This window comes from Nocardia sp. NPDC006630, assembly GCF_040611495.1.
Taxonomy (GTDB): Bacteria; Actinomycetota; Actinomycetes; order Mycobacteriales; family Mycobacteriaceae; genus Nocardia.
Genome location: NZ_JBEXOK010000005.1, coordinates 703,638 through 724,879 on the forward strand (window position 1 = coordinate 703,638; position 21,242 = coordinate 724,879).

The window sequence follows — 21,242 nt, forward strand, 5'->3', positions numbered from 1 at the left end:
CCGCGAATGCGCGCATGCCGCCATGACGCGCGCTCCCACGGACGGGGTCGCACGGTGAGCCATTAGTGTGGACTACGGTTGCTCCCGAGTAGCTGAGCTTCGACCAGAGCGTCATCGATACGAGCGCCGCATCGTCGATACCGCGGCGGGCCGGAGGAGTCGAGCATGACGAAGAACCCGCGATCGCAGTTTCTGGGCCCCGAGCAGCGCGAGGAGGCCTGGGCCCGGCTGGGCAAGGACACCTTCGACGTGGTGGTGATCGGCGGTGGTGTGGTCGGCGCCGGCATTGCGCTCGATGCCGCCACCCGCGGCCTGGAGGTCGCGCTGGTCGAGGCCCGCGATCTGGCCGCCGGCACCTCCAGCCGCTCGTCGAAGATGTTCCATGGCGGCCTGCGCTATCTGGAGATGATGGAGTTCGGGCTGGTGCGCGAGGCGCTGCACGAGCGCGAGCTGTCGCTGTCCAAGCTGGCGCCGCACCTGGTGAAGCCGCTCAAGTTCCTGTACCCGCTCACCCATTACGGCTGGGAGCGGCCGTACGTGGCCGCCGGCCTGACCCTGTACGACACCATGGGCGGATCGAAATCCGTTCCGGGACAGCATCATCTGACCAAGGCCGGAGCGCTGCGCCTGGCTCCCGGACTCAAGAGCACGGCGCTGACCGGCGGACTCACCTACTACGACACGGTGGTAGACGATGCCCGGCACACCATGACGCTGGCCCGCACCGCCGCCCACTACGGCTCGGTCATTCGCACATCCACGCAGGTGGTCGGCTTCCTGCGGGAGGCGGATCGGGTGGTGGGTGTGAAGGTGCACGACAGTGAGGACGGTCGCCGCACCGAGGTCCGCGCCAGCGTCGTCATCAATGCGACCGGGGTGTGGACCGATGAACTGCAGTCGCTGGCACATCAGCGCGGCCGATTCCATGTGCGTGCGTCCAAGGGTGTGCACATTGTGGTCCCGCGTGACCGCATCGCCAGCGACACCTCGATCATTCTGCGCACTCCGACCTCGGTGCTGTTCGTGATTATGTGGGGCACCGATCACTGGCTGATCGGCACCACCGACACCGACTGGAATCTGGATCTCGCGCATCCGGCCGCCACCAAGAACGACATCGACTACCTGCTCGAACACGTCAATTCGGTGCTGGTCACACCGCTGACGCACGCCGATATCACCGGCGTCTACGCGGGCCTGCGGCCGCTGCTGGCGGGGGAGAGCGATCAGACCTCCAAGCTCTCGCGTGAGCATGCCGTCGCCCGTATCGCACCGGGCCTGGTCGCCATCGCGGGCGGTAAGTACACCACCTACCGCGTCATGGCCTACGACGCCGTCGATGAAGCGGCACAGGATATTCCGCGCCAGGTGCCGCCCACCATCACCGACAAGGTGCCGCTGCTGGGTGCGGACGGTTATCACGCACTGCTGAATCAGACCCCGCACCTGGCCGAGAAGTACGGCGTCCACCCGTACCGAATCCAGCACCTGCTCAACAGGTACGGCTCGCTCATCGACGAGGTGCTCGGCCTCGCCGACGGCAAACCCGATCTGCTGCAACCGATCGAAGCGTCCCCCGGCTACCTGCAGGTCGAGGTGGTCTACGCGGCCGCCGCGGAAGCCGCCCTGCACCTGGAGGACATCCTCGCCCGCCGCACCCGCATCTCCATCGAATACGCGCACCGCGGCGTCGACTGCGCCGACCAGGTAGCCCGCCTGGTGGCCCCGGTCCTCGGCTGGGACGAGGCCGAAACCGCCCGCGAGATAGCCACGTACGTAGCCCGCGTCACCGCCGAAATCGAATCCCAGACCCAGCCCGACGACGCCTCGGCCGACGCCCTCCGCATCGCCGCCCCCGAACCGCGCCCCCAGATCCTGGAGCCGGTCCCGGTCGAAAACTAGCGCTCACCAATACAACCGCGCGCCCTGCGATGAACTCGCCGGGCGCGCAGTTGTATTCAAGCCGAGTCCTACCGCACGCGGCGGCGCTGGCTGCGGTTCCGCTAGCGGACCACCTTGTAGTTGTATGCCATGGTGCCGAGCGGGGTCATCAGGCGAACCCACAGGGGGAGCAGCATTTCCGTGGCGCGGGCGTTGGTGATATCGCCGAGGTCGATGATGTCCCGCCAGCCGAATTCGCGGGTGCGCGCCCCACAGGCCTGTTCGGCCGTGCAGGCCGGATGGTGTGCGCAGGCCCGGAGCGAGGGTGTTGTGGGTCGGCCGGCGAATCCGGGAGCTGTGGCGCGGTAGGAATCAGTGGACGTCGGCGGTGGCGTCCTGCGCCGCCTGGCAGTCCGGGCACAATCCGTGCAGGGTCAGCCCCGCGTGCTCGGACAGGGCGAACGAACTGCCGAGGCTCGCCTGGGCCAGTGCGGTGCTCAGGCGGTCGGCGGGGACTTCGATCATGGTGGCGCATCGGGTGCAGATGGCGTGGTGGTGCGGATGGTCGGCCAAACCGTAGGTCGTGACGTGCTCGTCGAGCGTCAGCGCATGCAGCACTCCGACCTCGACCAGCGTCGATACGGTGCGGTACACCGTGGTCACATCGACCTCGCGGCCCTGCTCGGTGAGCCGCCGATGGATCTGCGCGGCGCTGAGATGCCCGGCGGGCGGGTCGGTGTCCAGCACCGACAGCACCGCCAATCGTGGAGTTGTACAGCGCAATCCGCGCTCGCGTAGCAATGCGCGCACTCGATCGTTGCGATGGCCGGGCGCGTTCCCCGCATGCACTGCGCCGATCTGGTGCCCTGCTCCTGTCATGACACCAGTGTTGCGCTCAATACCGTTCGCCGCCAACCCTCTTGTTGCCATCGAGTTGCAACAAGAGGGGGGCGAAGTTACCGTTGATTCGTTGGATTGCTTCGGTTCTGTGGGAGGGCGCGCCATGACAACCACGGAGATCGAGCGGAAGCCGTCGCGGCTCGAAACCATCCGCACGGCACTGACCCGCCGGGAGTGGGCACGGGTCGCCGCAATGGTCGGGGTGGTCGTCGCGCTGCATGTGATCGGCTGGGTCACCCTGGTGGCCATTGTCGCGCCGCAGCATTTCAGCCTCGGTGACAAAACCCTCGGCATCGGTGTCGGGCTGACCGCGTACACCCTCGGCCTGCGGCATGCCTTCGACGCCGATCACATCTCCGCGATCGACAACACCACCCGCAAACTCATGAACGACGGTCAGCGTCCGCTGTCGGTGGGCTTCTTCTTCTCACTCGGCCACTCGACCGTCGTCTTCGTGCTCGCGCTGCTGCTGTCGGTCGGGGTGAAGGCGGTCGTCGGGCCGGTCCAGGACGATTCATCCGCGCTGCACCACTACACCGGACTGATCGGCACCACCGTGTCGGGCACCTTCCTCTACATCATCGCGATCATCAATATCGTTGTCCTGGTGGGGATCCTGCGCGTCTTCCGGAATATGCGATCGGGCCGGTACGACGAGGCCGAACTCGAAAAGCAGCTCGACAACCGCGGATTCATGAACCGCTTCTTCGGCGGCGCCATGAAGTCGATCACCAAGCCCTGGCAGATGTACCCCGTCGGCATCCTTTTCGGCCTCGGCTTCGACACCGCCACCGAGGTGGCCCTGCTCGTCCTGGCCGGCACCAGCGCCGCCGCCGGACTGCCCTGGTACGCGATCCTCTGTCTGCCGGTCCTTTTCGCCGCCGGCATGAGCCTGCTCGACACCATCGACGGCTCCTTCATGAACTTCGCCTACGGCTGGGCCTTCTCCAAACCGGTCCGCAAGGTCTACTACAACATCACCATCACCGGTCTGTCCGTCGCCGTGGCTCTCATCATCGGCACCGTCGAACTACTCGGCCTCCTCGCCGATCAACTCGGCTGGACCGGCGGCATCTGGGACTGGATCGGCGGCCTGAACCTCAATATCCTCGGCTTCGTCATAGTCGGCCTGTTCGTGCTCACCTGGATTGCCGCGCTGCTGATCTGGCGTCTCGGCCGCATCGAGGAGAAGTGGACCGTCGCCCTGGCGGATCGGCCGAACGGCACCTGAACTCGGGCGGTTGGTGACGGTTGCCGCGCGGACAGGCCCCGGCGCTGTCGCGCCGGGGCCTGTGGGTTCTCACCTTGCTTCTTCGCCCCCTCCGGCGGCGGTCCGGCCCGGGGGGAGTGCCGGATTCTCGTCTGCGCCGGAGGGGACGGTCGAACCTCATGTTCCAGGCAGTTCCCCTGCCCAGCCACTATCTCTCACTGTCAACGACAGCGAATCTACGCCATTCCCGGGGGTATGTCTACATCCGCCATGATAGTTTTTTTCTGCGGGGAAAACGGGCTCAGGCTTGCGGTTGTCGGTGTCGTCCGACACGCGCATGACCCCTGACTGACGCTGGTCGGCGAAAAAAGCGTTCCAGGTGGCAAAAAATCTGCACTCATGGGTGTAGACAAACAGCACGGACCGTTGTACTGTCTCTCTTGTTCGACAAACAGCAAGTCAAGGGCCCGGGAAAGATGAATCGCCCGGAGAAGTTGGTTTGTGCCGTCCCCTGCCGGTGGGTGAAGTATTCGATCTTGGTTGGGCCGCAGGAGGGGACGAAGAACGCCGCAAAGAGTGCCGGGAGTCCCGTGCGGACTTTCGAAGCGGGACCGTGCCGGAAATCTGGGCGCGGGGGTGCGCAATCTGCGAACCGGGAGGTGGTCCACGAGCACATACGTACGCAATACGCGTCCCTGTCAACACGTTCGGACGCGGTGTCAATCACCGGCCTCACCGGTCGGTAACCGAAATTGAGTTCAACCCCTTCGTAACGACTTCGGGCCCCGGCGCACTGCGCCGGGGCCCGAAGTCATGAAATCCCGGGCGCGCCAAGGCGGCAGGGCCGCGATCGTGGTCTAGGCGCCGCTCGGTGCGGGCTGGCAGCGCGGGCAGAAGTAGATGCCGCGATCGGCCCGGGGCAGGGCGGGGTCGTCGGCCAGCAGGTGGACGACCATATTCGTACCGCAGCGGCGGCACGGGCGGCGCTGCCGGCCGTAAGCCAGTGCGCGCCACGGTGGTTGGTGGGCGGCCTGGGTGAGGACTCGATGCGCTTCGTCGATCAGGCCGGGTAGGTCCGCGATATCGCCGACCGGTGTCGCCGGGTGGATGCGGCGCAGGAAGCAGATTTCGCTGCGATAGATATTGCCGATCCCCGCGAGATTTCGCTGATCCAGCAGGGCCAGGCCGATGGGCTGCTCCGGTTTCCCGGACAGTCGGCGCGCCGCTTCGGCCGCATCCCAGTTCGGGCCCAGCAGGTCCGGGCCGAGATGGTCGACAGCGGTGTGTTCGTCGGCGCGGCGCAGCACCTCCACCAGGCCGAGTGCGAAACCCACAGCCTCCGAGTCCGCGGTGGCGAGGATCAGGCGGGCGGTGAAACCCGGTTTGGTCCAGCGCTGTCCGGCTGTGTAGACCCGCCACACGCCCTCCATCTTCAGATGGGTGTGAATACTCAGGTCGGGAGTGCGCACGAACAGGTGCTTGCCGTAGGCGCCCACACTCTCCACCTGCTCGCCGCGCAGGTCGAGGGTGGCGTACTTCGGCACACGGAAGTCGCTGCGGGTCAGTGTCTTTCCCTCCAGGGCGCGTCGTAGCCGCGCTGCCGCCAGGAAGACGGTATCGCCCTCAGGCATGGCGAAGCCGCCGGTTCACGGGCGGCTCCGTAGCCGGAAACCCTTGGGGGTGGCGGCGAAACCGGCCTGGGTGAGGAAGCCGGCGAAGGTATTGCCGTGCACGGACTCGCCGTTCACCCGGTCGATGACCAGCGAATCGACGCGCCGATCGTGCACGAGCCCGGCCAGAGCCGTGGCCGCTGCCGTCCGGGCCGCCGGATCCTCGGTGAAGGTGAGCAGCGTTTTGCCGCCGCGCTCCAGGTACAGCGCGAGCTCACCGTCCACCAGCACCACCAGCGCCCCCGCCTTGCGCCCCGGTCGATGCCCCGCACCCTCTACGGCCGACTTCGGCCAAGGGAGCGCCGCCCCATACGAATTCGCCGGATCGCAGGCCGCCAGCACCAGTGACTTTCCGGCGCTGCCGACGGAGTAGCTCCCGCTCTGGCCCGAGTAGCCCCCGCCCTCATCGGCGCCGCGCGGCCGATCGTTCTCGAACGACCGCAGCCGATCCACCACATCGGTAGTCGAAAACTGTGCCCCACCCAGCGAATCCACGAAATACCCGCGCCGGCACCGCCCCCGGTCCTCGAACTCGGTGAGCACCCGATACATCAGCGCGAACCCGCCCCGCACCCCCTCACTCTGCACCGACCCCTTGGTCAGCACCCCATACCGCTCCAGCAGCACATCCGCCGTGGCATGCGCGCGCACCGTATTGTCGGCCACCCGCTCCGGCAGCAGCGCCCACCGGCCCGCCACACTGGGCGGACTCGTTCGCACCGGAATCCCCGTGCGCGGCAAGTACATCCGCCCCCGCGGCGACCGCCTGGGCGTCCGATGCGCCGTCGTAGTCCGCGCCGTCCCCGCCAGCAGCGCCCGCACCGGCGCGAACGTATCCCCGCCGACATACCCCGCCCACGCCAACTCCCACAGCGCGGTGACCACCGCCCCCTCGTCCTCCACCCCACTGGCATCAACCAGCTGCCGGAAGAAATACGCTCCGCCGGAACTCGGAATCACCTGACCCTCGGTGGTCACAGTGGCGCCCAGGGCCATCAGGAGGCTGATGTGGGTTTCGGTGAGGTCGAGGTCGTCGGGTGGGGGGAGGGTGAGGGCGGCCTGGTCGGCGGGGTGCAGGGCGACCCAGCCGTCTTTAGCGGTGATGGAGCCGTGGCCGGACCAGAGCACCTCGCCGGTGGCCATGAGTTCGTCGAGCATGGCGGGGGAGTAGTCGTGCACGCGGGCGGGGAGGATGAGCGACTCCCAGGCGGAAGCCGGGATCGGCACGCCCGCAAGCTGTTCCACCACGGCGGCGACGCCGTCCACCCCGCGCAGTTCGCCGGTGCCGATGTGCTGCCAGGCCGGGAGGAAACGGGCCAGGGCGGCGGTGGCGACCGGTTCCACCTCTTTGCGGGCCGCGGCCAGGGAACGGCGGCGCAGGCGGCGTAGCACTTCGCTGTCACACCATTCGGCGCCCGCGGAACCGGGCGTGAATTCGCCTTCCACCACACGTTTTTCGAGGGCCAATCGATGCAGACCGGTGGCGACCACCGCCGTGCCCAGTCCGAACCGGTGCGCGGCCGCTGTCAGCGTGAACGGTCCGTGCGTACGGGCAAACCGGCCGATCAGATCGCCGAGCGGATCGGCGACCGGCTCGATGAAGGCGGCCGGAACACCGATGGGGAGCGGTACACCCAGCGCATCCCGCAGCCGGGCCGCATCCTCGACCGCCACCCACCACCGCGACCCCGCGAAGGAAACCTCCAGGGCCCGATGGGCTTTCACCAGTTCCGCGAACCACGGTCGCGGATCATCGGTGCAACGCTCAGTGGCCTCCTCGGCAGTGAGCGGCCCGAGCAGCCGCAACAGATCGGCCAGCCCCTCCATATCCCGCGCATGCCGCTCCGGTGTCAGCCGCTGCAATTCCCGCTCGGTCTGCTCCAGGACCGCGCCGTCCAGCAGTTCGCGCAGCTCGACGCGCCCGAGCAGCTCCGCCAGCAGACTGGAGTCCAGCGACAGCGCCGCCGCCCGCCGCTCCGCGAGCGGACTGTCGCCCTCGTACATGAACTGCCCGATGTAATCGAACAGCAGCGAATTCGCGAACGGCGACGGCGTGGCCGTCTCGACCTCGACCAGTCGCACCTGCCGCCGCGCCACCCGGCTCAGCAGATCGCGCAGCGAGGGCAGGTCGTACACATCCTGCAGGCACTCCCGCACCGTCTCCAGCAGGATCGGGAAATCCGGGAATTTCCTTGCCACATCCAGCAATTGCGCGGCCCGCTGTCGCTGCTGCCACAGCGGCGCGCGCTTGCCCGGATCCCGGCGCGGCAGCAGCAGCGCCCGCGCCGCACACTCCCGGAACCGCGAGGCGAACAGCGCCGACCCACCCACCTGCTCGGTCACCACATCATCGATCTCATCCGGCTCGAACACGAACAATTCCGCCCCCGGCGGATCGTCCGTGGTGTCCGGCAACCGCACCACAATCCCGTCATCCGAAGCCGTAGGCGCCGCATCCACCCCGAACCGCTCCCGCAGCCGCGCCCCCACCGCCAGCGCCCACGGCGCATGCACCGGCAACCCGTACGGCGAATGCAACACCACCCGCCAGTCCCCGAGCTCATCCCGAAACCGCTCCACCAGCAGCGTCCGATCCGTCGGCAACTGCCCCGTAGCCGCCCGCTGCTCCTGCAGCAGCGCAACAAGATTCGCCGTCGCATTGGAATCCAGCCCCGCCGCGGCCGTGACCCGCTCCAACTCGGTCTCCGGTCGAGCCGCCTTCGCGTGACCTGTGGACTTGCTGCCGCCCTGCCCATTTCGCTTGCTGCGGGAGCCCTTCGTTTCTGCGCCGTGGGGGAGTTCCTGCAGAGCCGTGCCTAGTTGAACGGGATCCGCACTATTGACCCGCACGGTGGTCGAGCGCACTGCTTCCGTGCCGTGCTGCTCCACCGCCTTACCTGCGGTGCGGACGAATTCGCCGAGGGCCGCGCCCAATTCGGCGGGGCGGCCGAGGGAGTCGCCGTGCCAGAAGGGGAGGCGGCCGGGGAGGCCGAAGGCGGGGGTGACGAGGACTCGGTCGAAGGTGATTTCCTCGATGCGCCAGCTGGTGGCGCCGAGGGCGAAGACATCGCCCACGCGGGATTCGTAGACCATCTCCTCGTCGAGTTCGCCTACCCGGGAGGCTTTTTCGCCGACCATGAAGACCGGGAAGAGGCCGCGGTCGGGGATGGCGCCGCCGGAGGTGACCGCCAGGCGCTGGGCGCCGGGGCGGCCGGTGAGGGTGCCGGCGTCGCGATCCCAGACGATGCGAGGCCGCAGCTCCGCGAATTCGTCGGAGGGGTAGCGGCCGGACAGTAGATCCAGCACGGAGTCGTAGGCCGAACGGGGGAGCGCGCCATAGCTTCCCGTGCTGCGCACGGTGTCGAACCAGATCTCGGTGTCGATGGCCTCCAGCGCGCACGCCGCGACAGTTTGCTGGGCGAGGATATCGAGCGGATGCAGCGGAATCTGCAATTCCTCGATCTGCCCGGCGGTCATCCGCTGCGAAGCCACCGCGCAGTGGATGACATCGGTGCGATGCTTCGGGAAGATCACCCCGCGCGAGATCTCACCGACCTGATGCCCGGCCCGGCCCACCCGCTGCAGGCCGCTGGCAACCGAGGGCGGCGCCTCCACCTGGACCACCAATTCGACCGCGCCCATATCGATTCCGAGCTCCAGGCTGCTGGTCGCGACCACACAGCGCAGCCGCCCGCTCTTGAGATCATCCTCGATGAGCGCCCGCTGCTCCTTGCTCACCGAACCGTGATGCGCGCGCGCCAGCAGCGGCGCCGCACCGTGAATCACCTCGGTGGACGCACCCAATTGCGCGGGCGGCGCATGCTCGGTGTCCACGTCCGCGCCGATGCGTCCCGCGTATTCCTCGTTCAAGCGCGCGGTCAGCCGTTCCGCCAGCCGCCGCGAATTCGCGAACACGATGGAGGACCGATACTCGAGCACCAGATCGACGATGGCCTCGTCCACATGCGGCCAGATGGACCCCGGCTGATCCGAATCCTCACCGCCCGCATCGGGTTCGGTCATATCCGCGACCGGCACCCGCACCGACAGATCGAAGGTCTTGGGCGCGGGCGGATTCACAATGGTGATCGGCGCGCTACCGACCAGGAACCGCCCGACTTCCGCCGGTGGCCGCACCGTCGCCGACAGCCCGATCCGCTGCGCGGGACGCTCGAAACCGGGCGAGGCAGAGCGCAGCGCTTCCAGCCGGGCCAGCGAAAGCGCCAGGTGCGCACCGCGTTTGGACCCGGCAATGGCGTGCACCTCGTCCACGATCACGGTGTGCACCTCGCTCAGCGTCTCCCGCGCCGCCGAGGTGAGCATGAGGAACAGCGATTCCGGGGTGGTGATCAGAATGTCCGGCGGTGTGCGCAGCAACCCGCGCCGATCGGCCGGACTGGTATCACCGGACCGCACCCCCACACTGATCTCCGGCGCCGGCAATCCCAGCCGTTTGGCCGTCTGCGTGATCCCCACCAGCGGCGCCCGCAGATTGCGCTCCACATCCACGGCCAGCGCCTTCAGCGGCGAGATGTACAGCACCGAGGTCTTGCGCTTCTCGCCCTTCGCATTCGGCGGCGCGGGCTCGCGGGTGGCCAGCCGGTCGATCGCCCACAGGAACGCCGACAGCGTCTTACCGGACCCGGTGGGCGCGACGACTAGGGTGTGCTCGCCCGCCGCAATGGCCTGCCAGGCCCCCAGCTGGGCGGCCGTCGGCGCCGGGAAGGCGCCGTCGAACCACTGCCGGGTGGCGGGAGAGAACCGATCCATCGCCCCAGTCTGCACCCGCCCACCGACAGTCCCCGGGATCGGCCCGTCAGGACCGGGTTCGGCCTGTCAAGGGGGCCGGATAGGCCCGCGACCGGGAGAGGAGCGAAGGACGGGCAATCGAACTACGGGCGCTTTCGCCGCGCGTAAGGTTCGAACGGTGCAGAAGGTGCTCCGACTCGATCTGGTCAGTCACGGGATGACCGAGGCGATGCGCAAAGCACGATTTCCGGTCGACGAACCGCTCACCGAGGCCGGTCGCCGCGCGGTCGCCGCCTGCGGTCGCATGCAAGCCGCCCGGGTGCTCACCGCCCCCGAGCGCCGGGCCATCGAGACGGCCACCGTCATGGGTCTGACGGGCGACGAGGATTCGCGACTACGCGATCTGGATGCCGGCGCCTGGCGCGGCGGCGAACTCATGTCCGTCCCCAAGGAGGACCTCTACCTCTGGCTCACCGATCCGGGCTATCGCGGCCACGGCGGCGAATCGGTGGCGGATGTGGTCGAGCGGACCGGTGAGTGGATGGCCGATATCGCCGTCGAGGGTGAGCCCACCATTGCCATCACCCACCCCGCGATCATTCGCGCCGCCCTGCTCGTCACCCTCGACGCGCCCGCGAAATCGTTCTGGCGCATAGACGTTCCCCCGGTCAGCGTGACCCGGCTGCACTATCGCGGCGAATGGACCCTGCACTTCCGGCCGTGATCAGGCGGTGAGCGAGCTGCGCACCATGGCCCGCACCGCATCGGTGATCAGTCGCGCGGACAGAGTCGGATCGATGGCCCGCTGAATGCCCAGACCCAGACCGAGGCTCAGGACGACGGTGGCCGCGTCGTCGGCGGGCATCGGCAGCGGCACCCCCGTGGAATCCGCCAGCACCTGCAGCTGCGCCGCGACGGTGCCGCGCACCAACCCCAGGCTGGAGACGAGGGCGGCCTGCAGCGCCGGATCATCGCGCGCCACGATGGCGAATTCGAATTCGAGCATGGTCCACCCGACATCGCCGAGGGTGTGCTCGGCCCAGCCCTGAAAGCGTTCCAGCCGCGCTTCGAGGCTGTCCTCACCCTCGATGAGTTCGGTGACCTCACCGAACTTGGTCTCGTGGATGAGTTCCAGCACTTCCAGGCACAGCGCCGATTTGGTCTTGAAGTTCGAGTACACCGCGCCCTTGGAGTACCCGGCCTCCTCGGCGACCCGTTCCAGGCTGGTCTTGGCGTACCCCTCGGTGAGGAACAGATCGCGTGCTGTCACCAGCAGGTCCGTGCGGGTGCGGGCCTGGCTTTCGGACCGGGTCAGTCGTGCCATGGCAGTGATTCTATGTTCCAGCAGATTCGGGATACCGCCGGTATTTGAAATTAGCCGCAGAGAGGTGGAGGCGGTAGTGTTCGAAACCATGAGTAACAGGAACGGGCCACATCGACGTGGCCTGGCCATCGGCTGTGGCGGCACCCTCGGTGCGGCGTGGATCGTGGCCGCACTGGCCGCCGCGCGCGACGTGCTGAACTGGGATCCCCGCGAAGCCGACGTCATGATCGGCACCTCGGCCGGCGCCGAAATGCTGACCATGCTCGGCAGCGGCATCGGCGTCGACGACCTGGTCGCCATGCAGGACGGCACCTCTGCCAACCCGATCCTGACCGCACATATGCGCTGCGAGCCCGGGCGATTCCCGCCACTGCCGCATGCGCGCCTCGGTGCGCCCGCCCGCGCGGTGCGCGAACTGCTCGCCCGGCCCAGCGGCCACGCGCTGCTGACCGCGGGCAGCGGCCTGCTCCCGCAGGGCAGCGGTGACGCCGCCTGGCTGCAGCGCCTCGCGGACCGGCTCAATCCGGACCGCGGCTGGGTGCCGCATCCCGCCACCTGGCTGGTGTCCATGGACGCCGCCACCGGCGAGCGCGTGGCCTTCGGCTCACCCTCCGCACCGGACGCGAGTCTCGGTGCGGCACTGCGGGCTTCGTGGGGCGTGCCCGGCTGGTTCCCTGCGGTGCCCATCGACGGCCGCGAATTCATCGACGGCGGCGCGGCCTCCACCGCCTCGGTGGATCTGCTGCTGCCGGCCCAGCTCGACGAGGTGGTGGTGCTCGCGCCCATGGCCTCCACCGGACGACTGCCCGCCACCAGCGCGGGTCACTTCCTGGAGCGCCAGATGCGAAATCGCATGAGCGGGAAGCTCGATGCCGAGATCGCCCTGCTGCGCGCCGGTGGCACCAAGGTGCTGCGCCTGGACGCCACCGCCGAAGACCTCGCGGTCATGGGCCCCAATTTCATGGACGGCCGCCGCCGCCTTGCCACGTTCGAACACAGCCTGGTCAGCACCCGCAAGGCCATGGAACAGGGAGTTTTCGCATGAGCATCCTCGGAAAGAACTACCCCGCAATCGATCTCAACGGTGCACGGGTGCTGATCACCGGCGCGGGCCGCGGCATCGGCCAGTGCACCGCTGAACTGTTCATCAGCAAGGGCGCCGAGGTGGCCATCGCGGATGTGGACACCACCGCCGCCCAGACCACCGCGGCCGCCCTGGGCGCGAAGGCCTTCGCGCTGGATGTGCGCAATCGTGAGCAGTGGGACAGGGTGGTCGCCGACTTCGGCCGCATCGACATCCTGGTCAACAATGCCGGTGTCATGCCCGCCGGCGCCTTCCTCGACGAACCGGATGCCGTGGGCCACACCACCATCGATGTGAATGTGTGGGGCCTCATCCACGGTATGCGCGCCGTCGCGCCCGCCATGGTCGAGCGCGGTCAGGGCCATATCGTGAATGTCGCCTCACTGGCAGGCAAGATCCCGATCCCGGGCCTGGCCGTCTACAACGCCAGCAAGTTCGCGGCCGTAGGCCTTTCCGCCGCAACCCGTTTGGAGTTCGCGCCGTACGGCGTCAGCGTCAGCACCATCATGCCGTCGGCCGTGCGCACCCGCCTGTCCTCCGGCCTGGCCCTCGGCGCGGGCATGCCCACCGTCGAGCCCGAGGATGTGGCCGCCGCCGTCGTCCAGACCGTCCGCACCCGCAAGGCCGAGGTCGCCGTGCCGAACTACCTCGGCCCCATCGACGCCCTCTTCGCCGCGACACCGGAGCCCGCCATCCGCCTGGTCCGCCGCCTCATCAATGGCGACCGCGCCCTGCACCCCTCCGACGAGAGCACCCGCGCGAAGTACGAGGCCCAGATCCGCGCCATCGCCACCGACGACCGCGACTGATCGCAAACGCAGACGGCCCGAACCGCATGGGGGGTTCGGGCCGTTGCCTTCGATCGGCATGCCCGTCTGTCGGCTTGCCGGTGCAGGCGTGCATGCCGCGTAGTCGGCTGCGGACTGCCGCCGATCCCATTCGCATCAATGGCGGCATATGGCCGCCATATCCGCTATTCGAACCGGATGCCCTGTGCCAGTGGCAGTTCGGTGGAGTAGTTGACCGTATTGGTGGCACGCCGCATATAAGACTTCCAGGAGTCCGACCCGGATTCCCGGCCGCCGCCGGTCTGCTTCTCACCGCCGAACGCGCCGCCGATCTCCGCGCCCGAGGTGCCGATATTGACATTGGCGATGCCGCAGTCGGACCCGTCGGGCGCCAGGAAACGCTCGGCTTCCCGCTGGTTCTGCGTGAAGATCGCCGACGAAAGCCCCTGCGGGACACCATTGTGCAGGTCGATGGCGGCATCCAGATCGCGGTAGGTGAGGACGTAGAGGATCGGCGCGAAGGTCTCCTCGCGAACCACTGCGGTCTGCGCCGGCATGCGAACGAGGGCCGGGCGGACGTAGTACGCGTCGTCCCCGAAACCCTCGACTCGTTCACCGCCGCAGATCAATTCACCGCCGTCCTCCTGCGCGCGCAGCAGTGCCTGCTGCATGCCCGCATACGCCCGGCTATCGATCAGCGGCCCGACCAGCACGCCGTCGTCGAGCGGATTGCCCACGTGCAGTTGGCGATACGCGGAAGCGATGCGATCCAGCAGCGGCCCGACCACATCCACGTGCACGATCAGCCGCCGCAGTGTGGTGCACCGCTGCCCCGCGGTGCCCGCCGCCGAGAACACGATGCCCCGCGCAGCCAGATCCAGATCCGCCGAAGGCGTCACCACCGCACCGTTATTGCCGCCCAGCTCCAGCAGACAGCGGCCGAAGCGGGCGGCCACGCGCGGTGCCACGGTCCGGCCCATCCGCACCGATCCGGTCGCACTGACCAGAGCCACGCGCGGATCGTCGACAAGCTGCTCGCCGACCTCGGCCGCACCCTGAACAAGCTGGTGCACTTCGGGATTCGCGCCCACGTCCGCCGCCGCCCGCCGCAGCAGCGTATCGCAGGCCAGCGCCGTCAGCGGTGTGGTCTCCGACGGTTTCCACACCACGGTGTCCCCGCACACCAGCGCCAGCGCGGTATTCCACGCCCACACCGCGACCGGGAAATTGAAGGCCGAGATCACGCCCACCACACCCAGCGGATGCCAGGTCTCCATGAGCCGGTGCCCGGGACGCTCCGAGGGCATGGTGCTGCCGTAGAGCTGCCGCGACAAGCCGATGGCGAACTCGCAGATATCGATCATTTCCTGGACTTCGCCGCGGGCCTCCGCGCCGATCTTCCCGGCTTCGAGTGTGACCAGTTCGCCCAGCTCAGCCTGGTGTTCGGTAAGCAATTGCGCCAGCCGCCGGACCACGGCCGCGCGCTGCGGCGCGGGTACGGTGCGCCAACCCTCGAAAGCGGCGGCAGCGCGGGCGATGGCGCCGTCCACCTCGTCGGGAGTACTCGGCCGCAGGCTGGTCAGCTCGCCGCCGGTGATCGGCGTACGAGCCGAGAGTGCGCCCGGTTCGGGTGATTCCACGCCGAGGCCGCGTAGTAGCGCCTCCGTGCGGGTGCGCAGTTCACGTGTGCTGTCTGCGGTCAGTGCGGGGGTCATCGACTGCTCCCTGGTCGATAGCGGCATGCGCCGGGTGATGGGTTCCGGCCACGAGTTCGGTTCGCTGCGTTAGCCTTCGCTGATGGCGGATACACCGGCGAAACCACAACTCGACGACATAGATCGTCTGCTGATTCGCGAGCTGATTGCCGATGGCCGCGCCACATTGTCGAATCTGGCCGAGAAGGCCAATCTGTCGGTGTCCGCGGTGCAGTCGCGGGTCCGGCGGCTGGAGGCGCGAGGCGTGATCCGTGGCTACACAGCCAATGTCGATCCGGAAGCCCTGGGGCAGATGCTCTCGGCATTCGTAGCCATCACTCCTCTCGACCCGTCGCAGCCCGATGACGCGCCCGCGCTGCTGCAGCACATCCCAGGCATCGAAGCCTGCCACTCGGTGGCCGGTGACGAGAGCTACATGCTGCTGGTGCGTGTCGCCTCCCCCCGGCATCTGGAGCAGCTGCTGCAGGAGATTCGCGCGACGGCCAACGTTCGGACTCGAAGCACCATCATTCTGCAGACATTCTATGACAAGTAGACGTCTCTCGTAATTACATCGAAATTTACGGACAAAACCGTAAAGATTCCCTTACCCTGGGGGAGTGACCCTCGAATTCGATCGGCTCGGGGCGGTTGCCGAAACGCTGAAAACTCGACGTGAGTTGGTCACCCCCGCCCGGGTGCATGAGATCCTGTCCGCGAGCATCCTCGCCGACGGCTTCGATCTAGTCCTCGACCTGCAAAAATCCTGCGGCCGAAGACTTGTCGACGCCCGCGACGGCACGGCATATCTGGATATGTTCGGCTTCTTCGCCTCCTCGGCGCTGGGCATGAACCATCCGGTGCTGGCCAATGACCGCCACTTCCTCGCGAACCTCACCGCCGCGGCCCTCAACAAGCCCAGCAACTCCGACGTCTACACCGTCGAAATGGCGCGCTTCGTGGACGCTTTCGCGCGCGTCCTCGGCGATCCGCGGCTACCGCACCTGTTCTTCATCGACGGCGGCGCCCTGGCGGTCGAGAACGCCCTCAAGGCCGCCTTCGACTGGAAATCCCGGCACAATGAAATGCACGGGCGCGCACCGGAACTCGGCACCAAGGTGCTGCATCTGACCGGAGCGTTCCACGGCCGTACCGGGTACACGCTGTCGCTGACCAATACCGATCCGGTCAAGACCGACAGGTTCCCGAAGTTCGGCTGGCCGCGCATCGACACCCCGTACGTGGGTGACGATCATCCGGATATCGAGGCCGCCGAGCGGCACGCGCTCGATCAGGCCACTCTCGCCTTCGCTGAAAACCCCTACGACATAGCGTGTTTCATTGCCGAGCCCATTCAGGGCGAGGGCGGCGACCGGCATCTGCGCCCGCAGTTCCTGCGGGCGATGCAGCAGCTCTGCCACGACAACGACGCCCTGTTCATTCTCGACGAGGTGCAGACCGGCGTCGGCATGACCGGCAGCGTGTGGGCCTATCAGCAGCTGGGCCTGGAGCCCGACATCGTGGCCTTCGGCAAGAAGACCCAGGTGTGCGGGATCATGGCCGGCGGGCGCGTCGACGAGGTGCCCGGCAATGTCTTCCACGTCAGCTCGCGGCTCAACTCCACCTGGGGCGGCAATCTCACCGATATGGTGCGCTCCCGCCGCATTCTCGAGGTGATCGAGCACGAGGGCCTCGTGGCGCGCGCCGCGCAGCTCGGGACGCACCTGCTGGGGCGGCTCACCGAATTGGCGGATGCCCGCATCGAAGTCACCGAGCCACGCGGACGCGGTCTCATGTGCGCCATCACACTCGAAACGGCGCAATTGCGCGACTCGGTGGTGACCGCACTGCGCGAGGAAGAGCACGTACTGATCCTCGGCACGGGGGAGCGCGGTATTCGTTTCCGGCCACCGCTCACCGTCACGGTTCCGGAGCTGGACGAGGCCGTCGACGCACTGGACCGCGTATTGCCTTGAGCCGCACGGTATTGCCGCGAGCCACACGGCAACCTACTCGAACCGCCCGGAACATTCCGGGCGGTTTGTGTCCGTCCGGCACCGGTGTGAACGGCGAAATTTTTCGCGGCCGCCATACCGCTGCGGCCCCCGTAATCGGGTATCTACCTGCGGATATTAACTGGCGGGTAGTCAATAACCGTACTCGCGAGTAGCCCTGCCGGGATTACCAGAGGGCACTGGCACTGGTTACACTCCGGGCATGACGAGTGTCCAGCAGCAGCCTTCGCCGGGGTCGGCGGGCGCCCCCGATATCCACACCACCGCCGGGAAGCTCGCTGACCTGCGTAACAGGCTGGAAGAGGCCAAGCACCCGATGGGTGAGGCCGCGGTCGACAAGGTCCACGCCAAGGGCAAGATGACCGCGCGCGAGCGCATCCTCGCCCTGCTGGACGAGGGCTCGTTCGTGGAACTCGATGCGCTCGCCCGGCACCGCAGCGTGAATTTCGGCCTGGAGAACCAGCGTCCGCTCGGCGACGGCGTGGTGACCGGTTACGGCACCATCGACGGCCGCGACATCTGCATCTTCTCACAGGACGTCACCGTCTTCGGCGGCTCGCTCGGCGAGGTCTACGGCGAGAAGATCGTCAAGGTCATGGACCTGGCGCTCAAGACCGGCCGCCCGCTGGTCGGCATCAACGAGGGCGCCGGCGCGCGCATCCAGGAAGGCGTTGTCTCCCTGGGTCTTTACGGCGAGATCTTCCACCGCAATATCCAGGCCTCCGGCGTGATCCCGCAGATCTCGCTCATCATGGGCCCGGCCGCGGGTGGGCACGTGTACTCCCCGGCGCTGACCGACTTCGTCGTCATGGTCGACCAGACCAGCCAGATGTTCGTCACCGGTCCCGACGTGATCAAGACCGTCACCGGTGAGGAAGTCACCATGGAGGAGCTGGGCGGCGCCCACACCCACATGGTGAAGTCCGGTGTCGCGCACTACGTCGCCTCCGGCGAGCAGGACGCCCTGGATTACGTCAAGGATCTGCTCAACTACCTGCCGAGCAACAACCGCGCCGAGGCCCCGCGCTTCCCGGCCACCGATCCGATCGTCGGCGCCATCGAGGACTCGCTCACCGCCGAGGACCTCGAGCTCGACAGCATCGTCCCGGATTCGCCGAACCAGCCGTACGACATGCACGAGGTCATCAAGCGCCTGGTGGATGACGACGAGTTCCTGGAGGTGCAGGCCGAGCGCGCGATGAACATCATCATCGGCTTCGCCCGCATCGACGGCCGCAGCGTCGGCTTCGTGGCCAACCAGCCCTCGCAGTTCGCGGGCTGCCTGGACATCGACGCCTCGGAGAAGGCCGCACGCTTCGTGCGCACCTGCGACGCGTTCAATATCCCGATCATCACCCTGGTCGACGTCCCGGGCTTCCTGCCCGGCACCGGCCAGGAGTTCAACGGCATCATCCGCCGTGGCGCCAAGCTGCTCTATGCCTACGGTGAGGCCACTGTGGGTAAGATCACAATCATCACCCGCAAGGCATACGGCGGCGCCTACGACGTCATGGGTTCCAAGCACATGGGCGCCGATGTGAACCTGGCGTGGCCGACCGCTCAGATCGCCGTCATGGGCGCCTCGGGCGCGGTCGGATTCGTCTACCGCAAGCAGCTCAAGGACGCGGCAGCCGAAGGCGCCGATGTCGACGCGCTGCGCCTCGAGCTGCAGAACGAGTACGAGGACACGCTGGTCAACCCGTACGTGGCCGCTGAGCGCGGTTATGTCGACGCGGTCATCCCGCCCTCGCACACCCGCGGCCAGATCGTTTCGGCCCTGCGTCTGCTGGAACGCAAGATGGTGACCATGCCGCCGAAGAAGCACGGCAACATTCCGCTCTGATTCGACGATAAGCGCGGTGTGAGGCGCACACTGAGGCTAGGGTCCGGCATGCTTCGTGCCGGTTTCCCGTACCGCGCAGGAACGCCTCATCCGAGTAAAGATGGTAGAGACCGGCCCTCGACGTAGAGGGTCGAAACTATTACCGTTTGCGGACTTGAACCACTTTCCGTGAACAGCCGCCCTACCCGGGCGGCAATTGGACAGGAGGACTGGCGCTGTGACGACCATGGCTGACGAAGAAGTACTGAGCGCCGCCGAACTGGATCTGGCCGTCGATGGATTGACGGAAGCGGTCGAAACGGCTGTAGCCGAGACTGAACCGTCGAACATCGGCCCGGTCATCCAGGTTCTGAAGGGCAATCCGAGCGATGTCGAACTGGCCGCCCTGGTGGCTGTCTTCGCCGCCGCCTCGAGCGTCTCCGGTGGATCCGCCGACAACGGTCCCGCCGATATGTGGGGTAACCCCACACTGCTGCACCGCGGCTCGTCGCCGTTCTCGCCGTACGCATTTCCCGCGCTGTCGCACCGCGACTGACTTCGCGGGACGGTCAGGGCCAAGGGGGCGCCCGCGCCGCCTCCCCGCCGCTGACGTGCGTTCCTGTAGTACCTTCGCGCAGTGCCCGTGCCTCCGATACGTCGAAATGAGACAGCGCCTGTGACGACTTTCGTATTGGCGTCCCAATCTCCGGCCCGGCTCGGGGTACTCCGCAATGCGGGTGTCGAACCGGTGGTCCGGGTGTCGAATGTGGACGAGGACGCCGTTGCCGCGGCCCTGCCCGCGGGCACCGCCCCCGATCGAGTGGTGATCGAGCTGGCTCGCGCCAAGGCGCGCGATGTCGCTCCCACGCTGGCCGGTGAATTCCCCGATTCCGTTGTGGTGGGCTGTGACTCGATGCTGCTCGTCGATGGTGTGCTGCAGGGCAAACCACTCACCGCCGAGGTCGCGCGGGCGCGCTGGTCCGAAATGGCCGGGCGCAGCGCCGATCTGCTCACCGGGCACTGCGTACTGCGGCTGCGCGACGGTGAGATCGTCGCCGAGGCCGCCGATTGCAGTTCCACCACAGTGCATTTCGCCAAACCCGATGCCGATGAGCTGGATGCCTACATCGCCACGGGTGAACCGCTGCAGGTGGCCGGGGCCTTCACGCTGGACGGCCGCGGCGCCTGGTTCGTCGATCGCATCGAGGGTGATCCCTCCAGCGTGATCGGTATCGGTCTACCGCTGGTTCGTCGCCTGCTTGCCGAGGTGGGCGTCGGGGCTACGCAATTGTGGAGCGACGCGGCTCGTTGAGGTCGCGAGCCGGGGTTCCTCGGCATCGCCGTTCACGCCGGGCACGCCCTCGGCCGTCCGGGCCGTCAGCAGTTCCAGTCGCGCCACGCACAATTCGGGCTCCACGAACGGATGCAGGCGGACGGAAACGGTATCCCGGGCGCCGTTGTGGTCCAGCACTTCTCGCATGAGTCCCAGATGGACGCCGCACACCACTTCGGAATGGGTGCGCGCGAGTTCGCGCAGCGGGCATGCGGTGAGCCGGATCAGCGACTGTTCATCGTTTTCGCCGGCGTGATCGCGTTCGGGCGCGAATCCGAGTTCGGACGCGACCGTAATGGTGAGATCGCGGGCATCGTCGAGCGTTTCGACCGGCTGGTCCACCGCTTCCAGTTTCGAACCCCAGACGCGTCCGGCCGAAATGGCGGCGTCGGACCGGCGGCGCGGATCGCTGCCGAGCTGGTCAGCCAGTACCTGTGCCAATTCCTGATAACCGACGGATCGCTGCACGGCGGTATAGCCGATACGCGGCCGGCCGCGACCCCGCGGGGGCTGCTGAAATTGCCGGACCAGCGATTCGCGGGTGAGCACATCCAAATGGAAACGCACCGTAGTCACATGCTGACCGGTGACGCGGGCCAGTTCCTGCGCATCGAGAGGCTCGCTTGCGCCACGTAGGATCGCGAGCAGTCGTCGTCGCGGCCAAGAATCGGACATAGCTCACCCCTCCTCTCGGGAGACTTTATCGGATGAAGCTGCGCTTAATTCGCTCAATCACCCGATTCGTGATCTGAAACGAGTTTCGTTGCCGCTA

General features: G+C 67.4%; 16 protein-coding genes. 10 read left to right on the forward strand and 6 right to left on the reverse strand.

All coding sequences use genetic code 11. The features are described 5' to 3' along the window. Positions 1-165: 165 nt before the first annotated feature. A complete protein-coding gene (gene glpD, locus ABZX86_RS18145) occupies positions 166-1,902 on the forward strand; it encodes a glycerol-3-phosphate dehydrogenase (RefSeq protein WP_355124773.1) in 1,737 nt (578 codons plus the stop codon). A 351-nt stretch (positions 1,903-2,253) separates the two neighbouring features. Here glpD and ABZX86_RS18150 read toward each other — a convergent pair whose 3' ends face one another. Further along, entirely contained in the window at positions 2,254-2,760 is a 507-nt protein-coding gene (locus ABZX86_RS18150; RefSeq protein WP_355124775.1) for a Fur family transcriptional regulator, read from the reverse strand. 124 nt (positions 2,761-2,884) lie between these two features. On the opposite strand from ABZX86_RS18150, the gene ABZX86_RS18155 reads away from it, so the two are divergent. Continuing rightward, positions 2,885-4,012: a HoxN/HupN/NixA family nickel/cobalt transporter gene (locus ABZX86_RS18155; RefSeq protein WP_355124777.1), complete on the forward strand. Its 1,128-nt coding sequence runs from the start codon at positions 2,885-2,887 to the stop codon at positions 4,010-4,012. Positions 4,013-4,848: 836 nt separating this feature from the next. Here ABZX86_RS18155 and ABZX86_RS18160 read toward each other — a convergent pair. Continuing rightward, on the reverse strand, positions 4,849-5,622 hold the full coding sequence (locus tag ABZX86_RS18160) for a DNA-formamidopyrimidine glycosylase family protein (RefSeq protein WP_355124779.1): 774 nt from the start codon (positions 5,620-5,622) through the stop codon (positions 4,849-4,851). Positions 5,623-5,637: 15 nt separating this feature from the next. Beyond that, on the reverse strand, positions 5,638-10,431 hold the full coding sequence (locus tag ABZX86_RS18165) for an ATP-dependent helicase (protein ID WP_355124781.1): 4,794 nt from the start codon (positions 10,429-10,431) through the stop codon (positions 5,638-5,640). A gap of 157 nt (positions 10,432-10,588) precedes the next feature. On the opposite strand from ABZX86_RS18165, the gene ABZX86_RS18170 reads away from it, so the two are divergent. After that, positions 10,589-11,134: a histidine phosphatase family protein gene (locus ABZX86_RS18170; protein ID WP_355124783.1), complete on the forward strand. Its 546-nt coding sequence runs from the start codon at positions 10,589-10,591 to the stop codon at positions 11,132-11,134. Here the strand turns inward: ABZX86_RS18170 and ABZX86_RS18175 are convergent, their stop codons facing one another. Beyond that, a complete protein-coding gene (locus ABZX86_RS18175; protein ID WP_355124785.1) occupies positions 11,135-11,734 on the reverse strand; it encodes a TetR/AcrR family transcriptional regulator in 600 nt (199 codons plus the stop codon). It lies immediately after the preceding gene. Between the two features lie 88 nt (positions 11,735-11,822). Between ABZX86_RS18175 and ABZX86_RS18180 the strand changes: the two genes are divergently transcribed. After that, positions 11,823-12,779, forward strand: a complete 957-nt coding sequence (locus tag ABZX86_RS18180) for a patatin-like phospholipase family protein (protein ID WP_355124787.1) — start codon at positions 11,823-11,825, stop codon at positions 12,777-12,779. Next, positions 12,776-13,627 carry an SDR family oxidoreductase gene (locus ABZX86_RS18185; protein WP_355124789.1) on the forward strand — a complete coding sequence of 284 codons (852 nt, stop codon included), beginning with the start codon at positions 12,776-12,778 and terminating at the stop codon, positions 13,625-13,627. The genes ABZX86_RS18180 and ABZX86_RS18185 overlap by 4 nt, the downstream gene beginning before the upstream one ends. Positions 13,628-13,791: 164 nt before the next feature. On the opposite strand, the gene ABZX86_RS18190 is transcribed toward ABZX86_RS18185, so the two are convergent. Next, positions 13,792-15,321 carry an aldehyde dehydrogenase family protein gene (locus ABZX86_RS18190; RefSeq protein ID WP_355124791.1) on the reverse strand — a complete coding sequence of 510 codons (1,530 nt, stop codon included), beginning with the start codon at positions 15,319-15,321 and terminating at the stop codon, positions 13,792-13,794. 82 nt (positions 15,322-15,403) lie between these two features. Between ABZX86_RS18190 and ABZX86_RS18195 the strand changes: the two genes are divergently transcribed. From ABZX86_RS18195 to ABZX86_RS18215, 5 genes are all read left to right on the forward strand, one after another. Continuing rightward, positions 15,404-15,856, forward strand: a complete 453-nt coding sequence (locus tag ABZX86_RS18195; RefSeq protein WP_067562135.1) for an Lrp/AsnC family transcriptional regulator — start codon at positions 15,404-15,406, stop codon at positions 15,854-15,856. Positions 15,857-15,962: 106 nt separating this feature from the next. After that, on the forward strand, positions 15,963-17,276 hold the full coding sequence (lat, locus tag ABZX86_RS18200; RefSeq protein ID WP_355124879.1) for an L-lysine 6-transaminase: 1,314 nt from the start codon (positions 15,963-15,965) through the stop codon (positions 17,274-17,276). 241 nt (positions 17,277-17,517) lie between these two features. After that, on the forward strand, positions 17,518-19,158 hold the full coding sequence (locus ABZX86_RS18205; RefSeq protein WP_327143920.1) for an acyl-CoA carboxylase subunit beta: 1,641 nt from the start codon (positions 17,518-17,520) through the stop codon (positions 19,156-19,158). Between the two features lie 226 nt (positions 19,159-19,384). Continuing rightward, on the forward strand, positions 19,385-19,693 hold the full coding sequence (locus ABZX86_RS18210; protein WP_355124881.1) for an acyl-CoA carboxylase subunit epsilon: 309 nt from the start codon (positions 19,385-19,387) through the stop codon (positions 19,691-19,693). A gap of 120 nt (positions 19,694-19,813) precedes the next feature. After that, positions 19,814-20,449, forward strand: a complete 636-nt coding sequence (locus tag ABZX86_RS18215) for a Maf family protein (protein WP_355124794.1) — start codon at positions 19,814-19,816, stop codon at positions 20,447-20,449. Here the strand turns inward: ABZX86_RS18215 and ABZX86_RS18220 are convergent. Continuing rightward, complete coding sequence (locus ABZX86_RS18220) at positions 20,375-21,145, reverse strand: transcriptional regulator (protein ID WP_355124796.1); 771 nt, start codon at positions 21,143-21,145, stop codon at positions 20,375-20,377. The two genes, ABZX86_RS18215 and ABZX86_RS18220, sit on opposite strands and share 75 nt — an antisense overlap. Between the last annotated feature and the right edge of the window lie 97 nt (positions 21,146-21,242).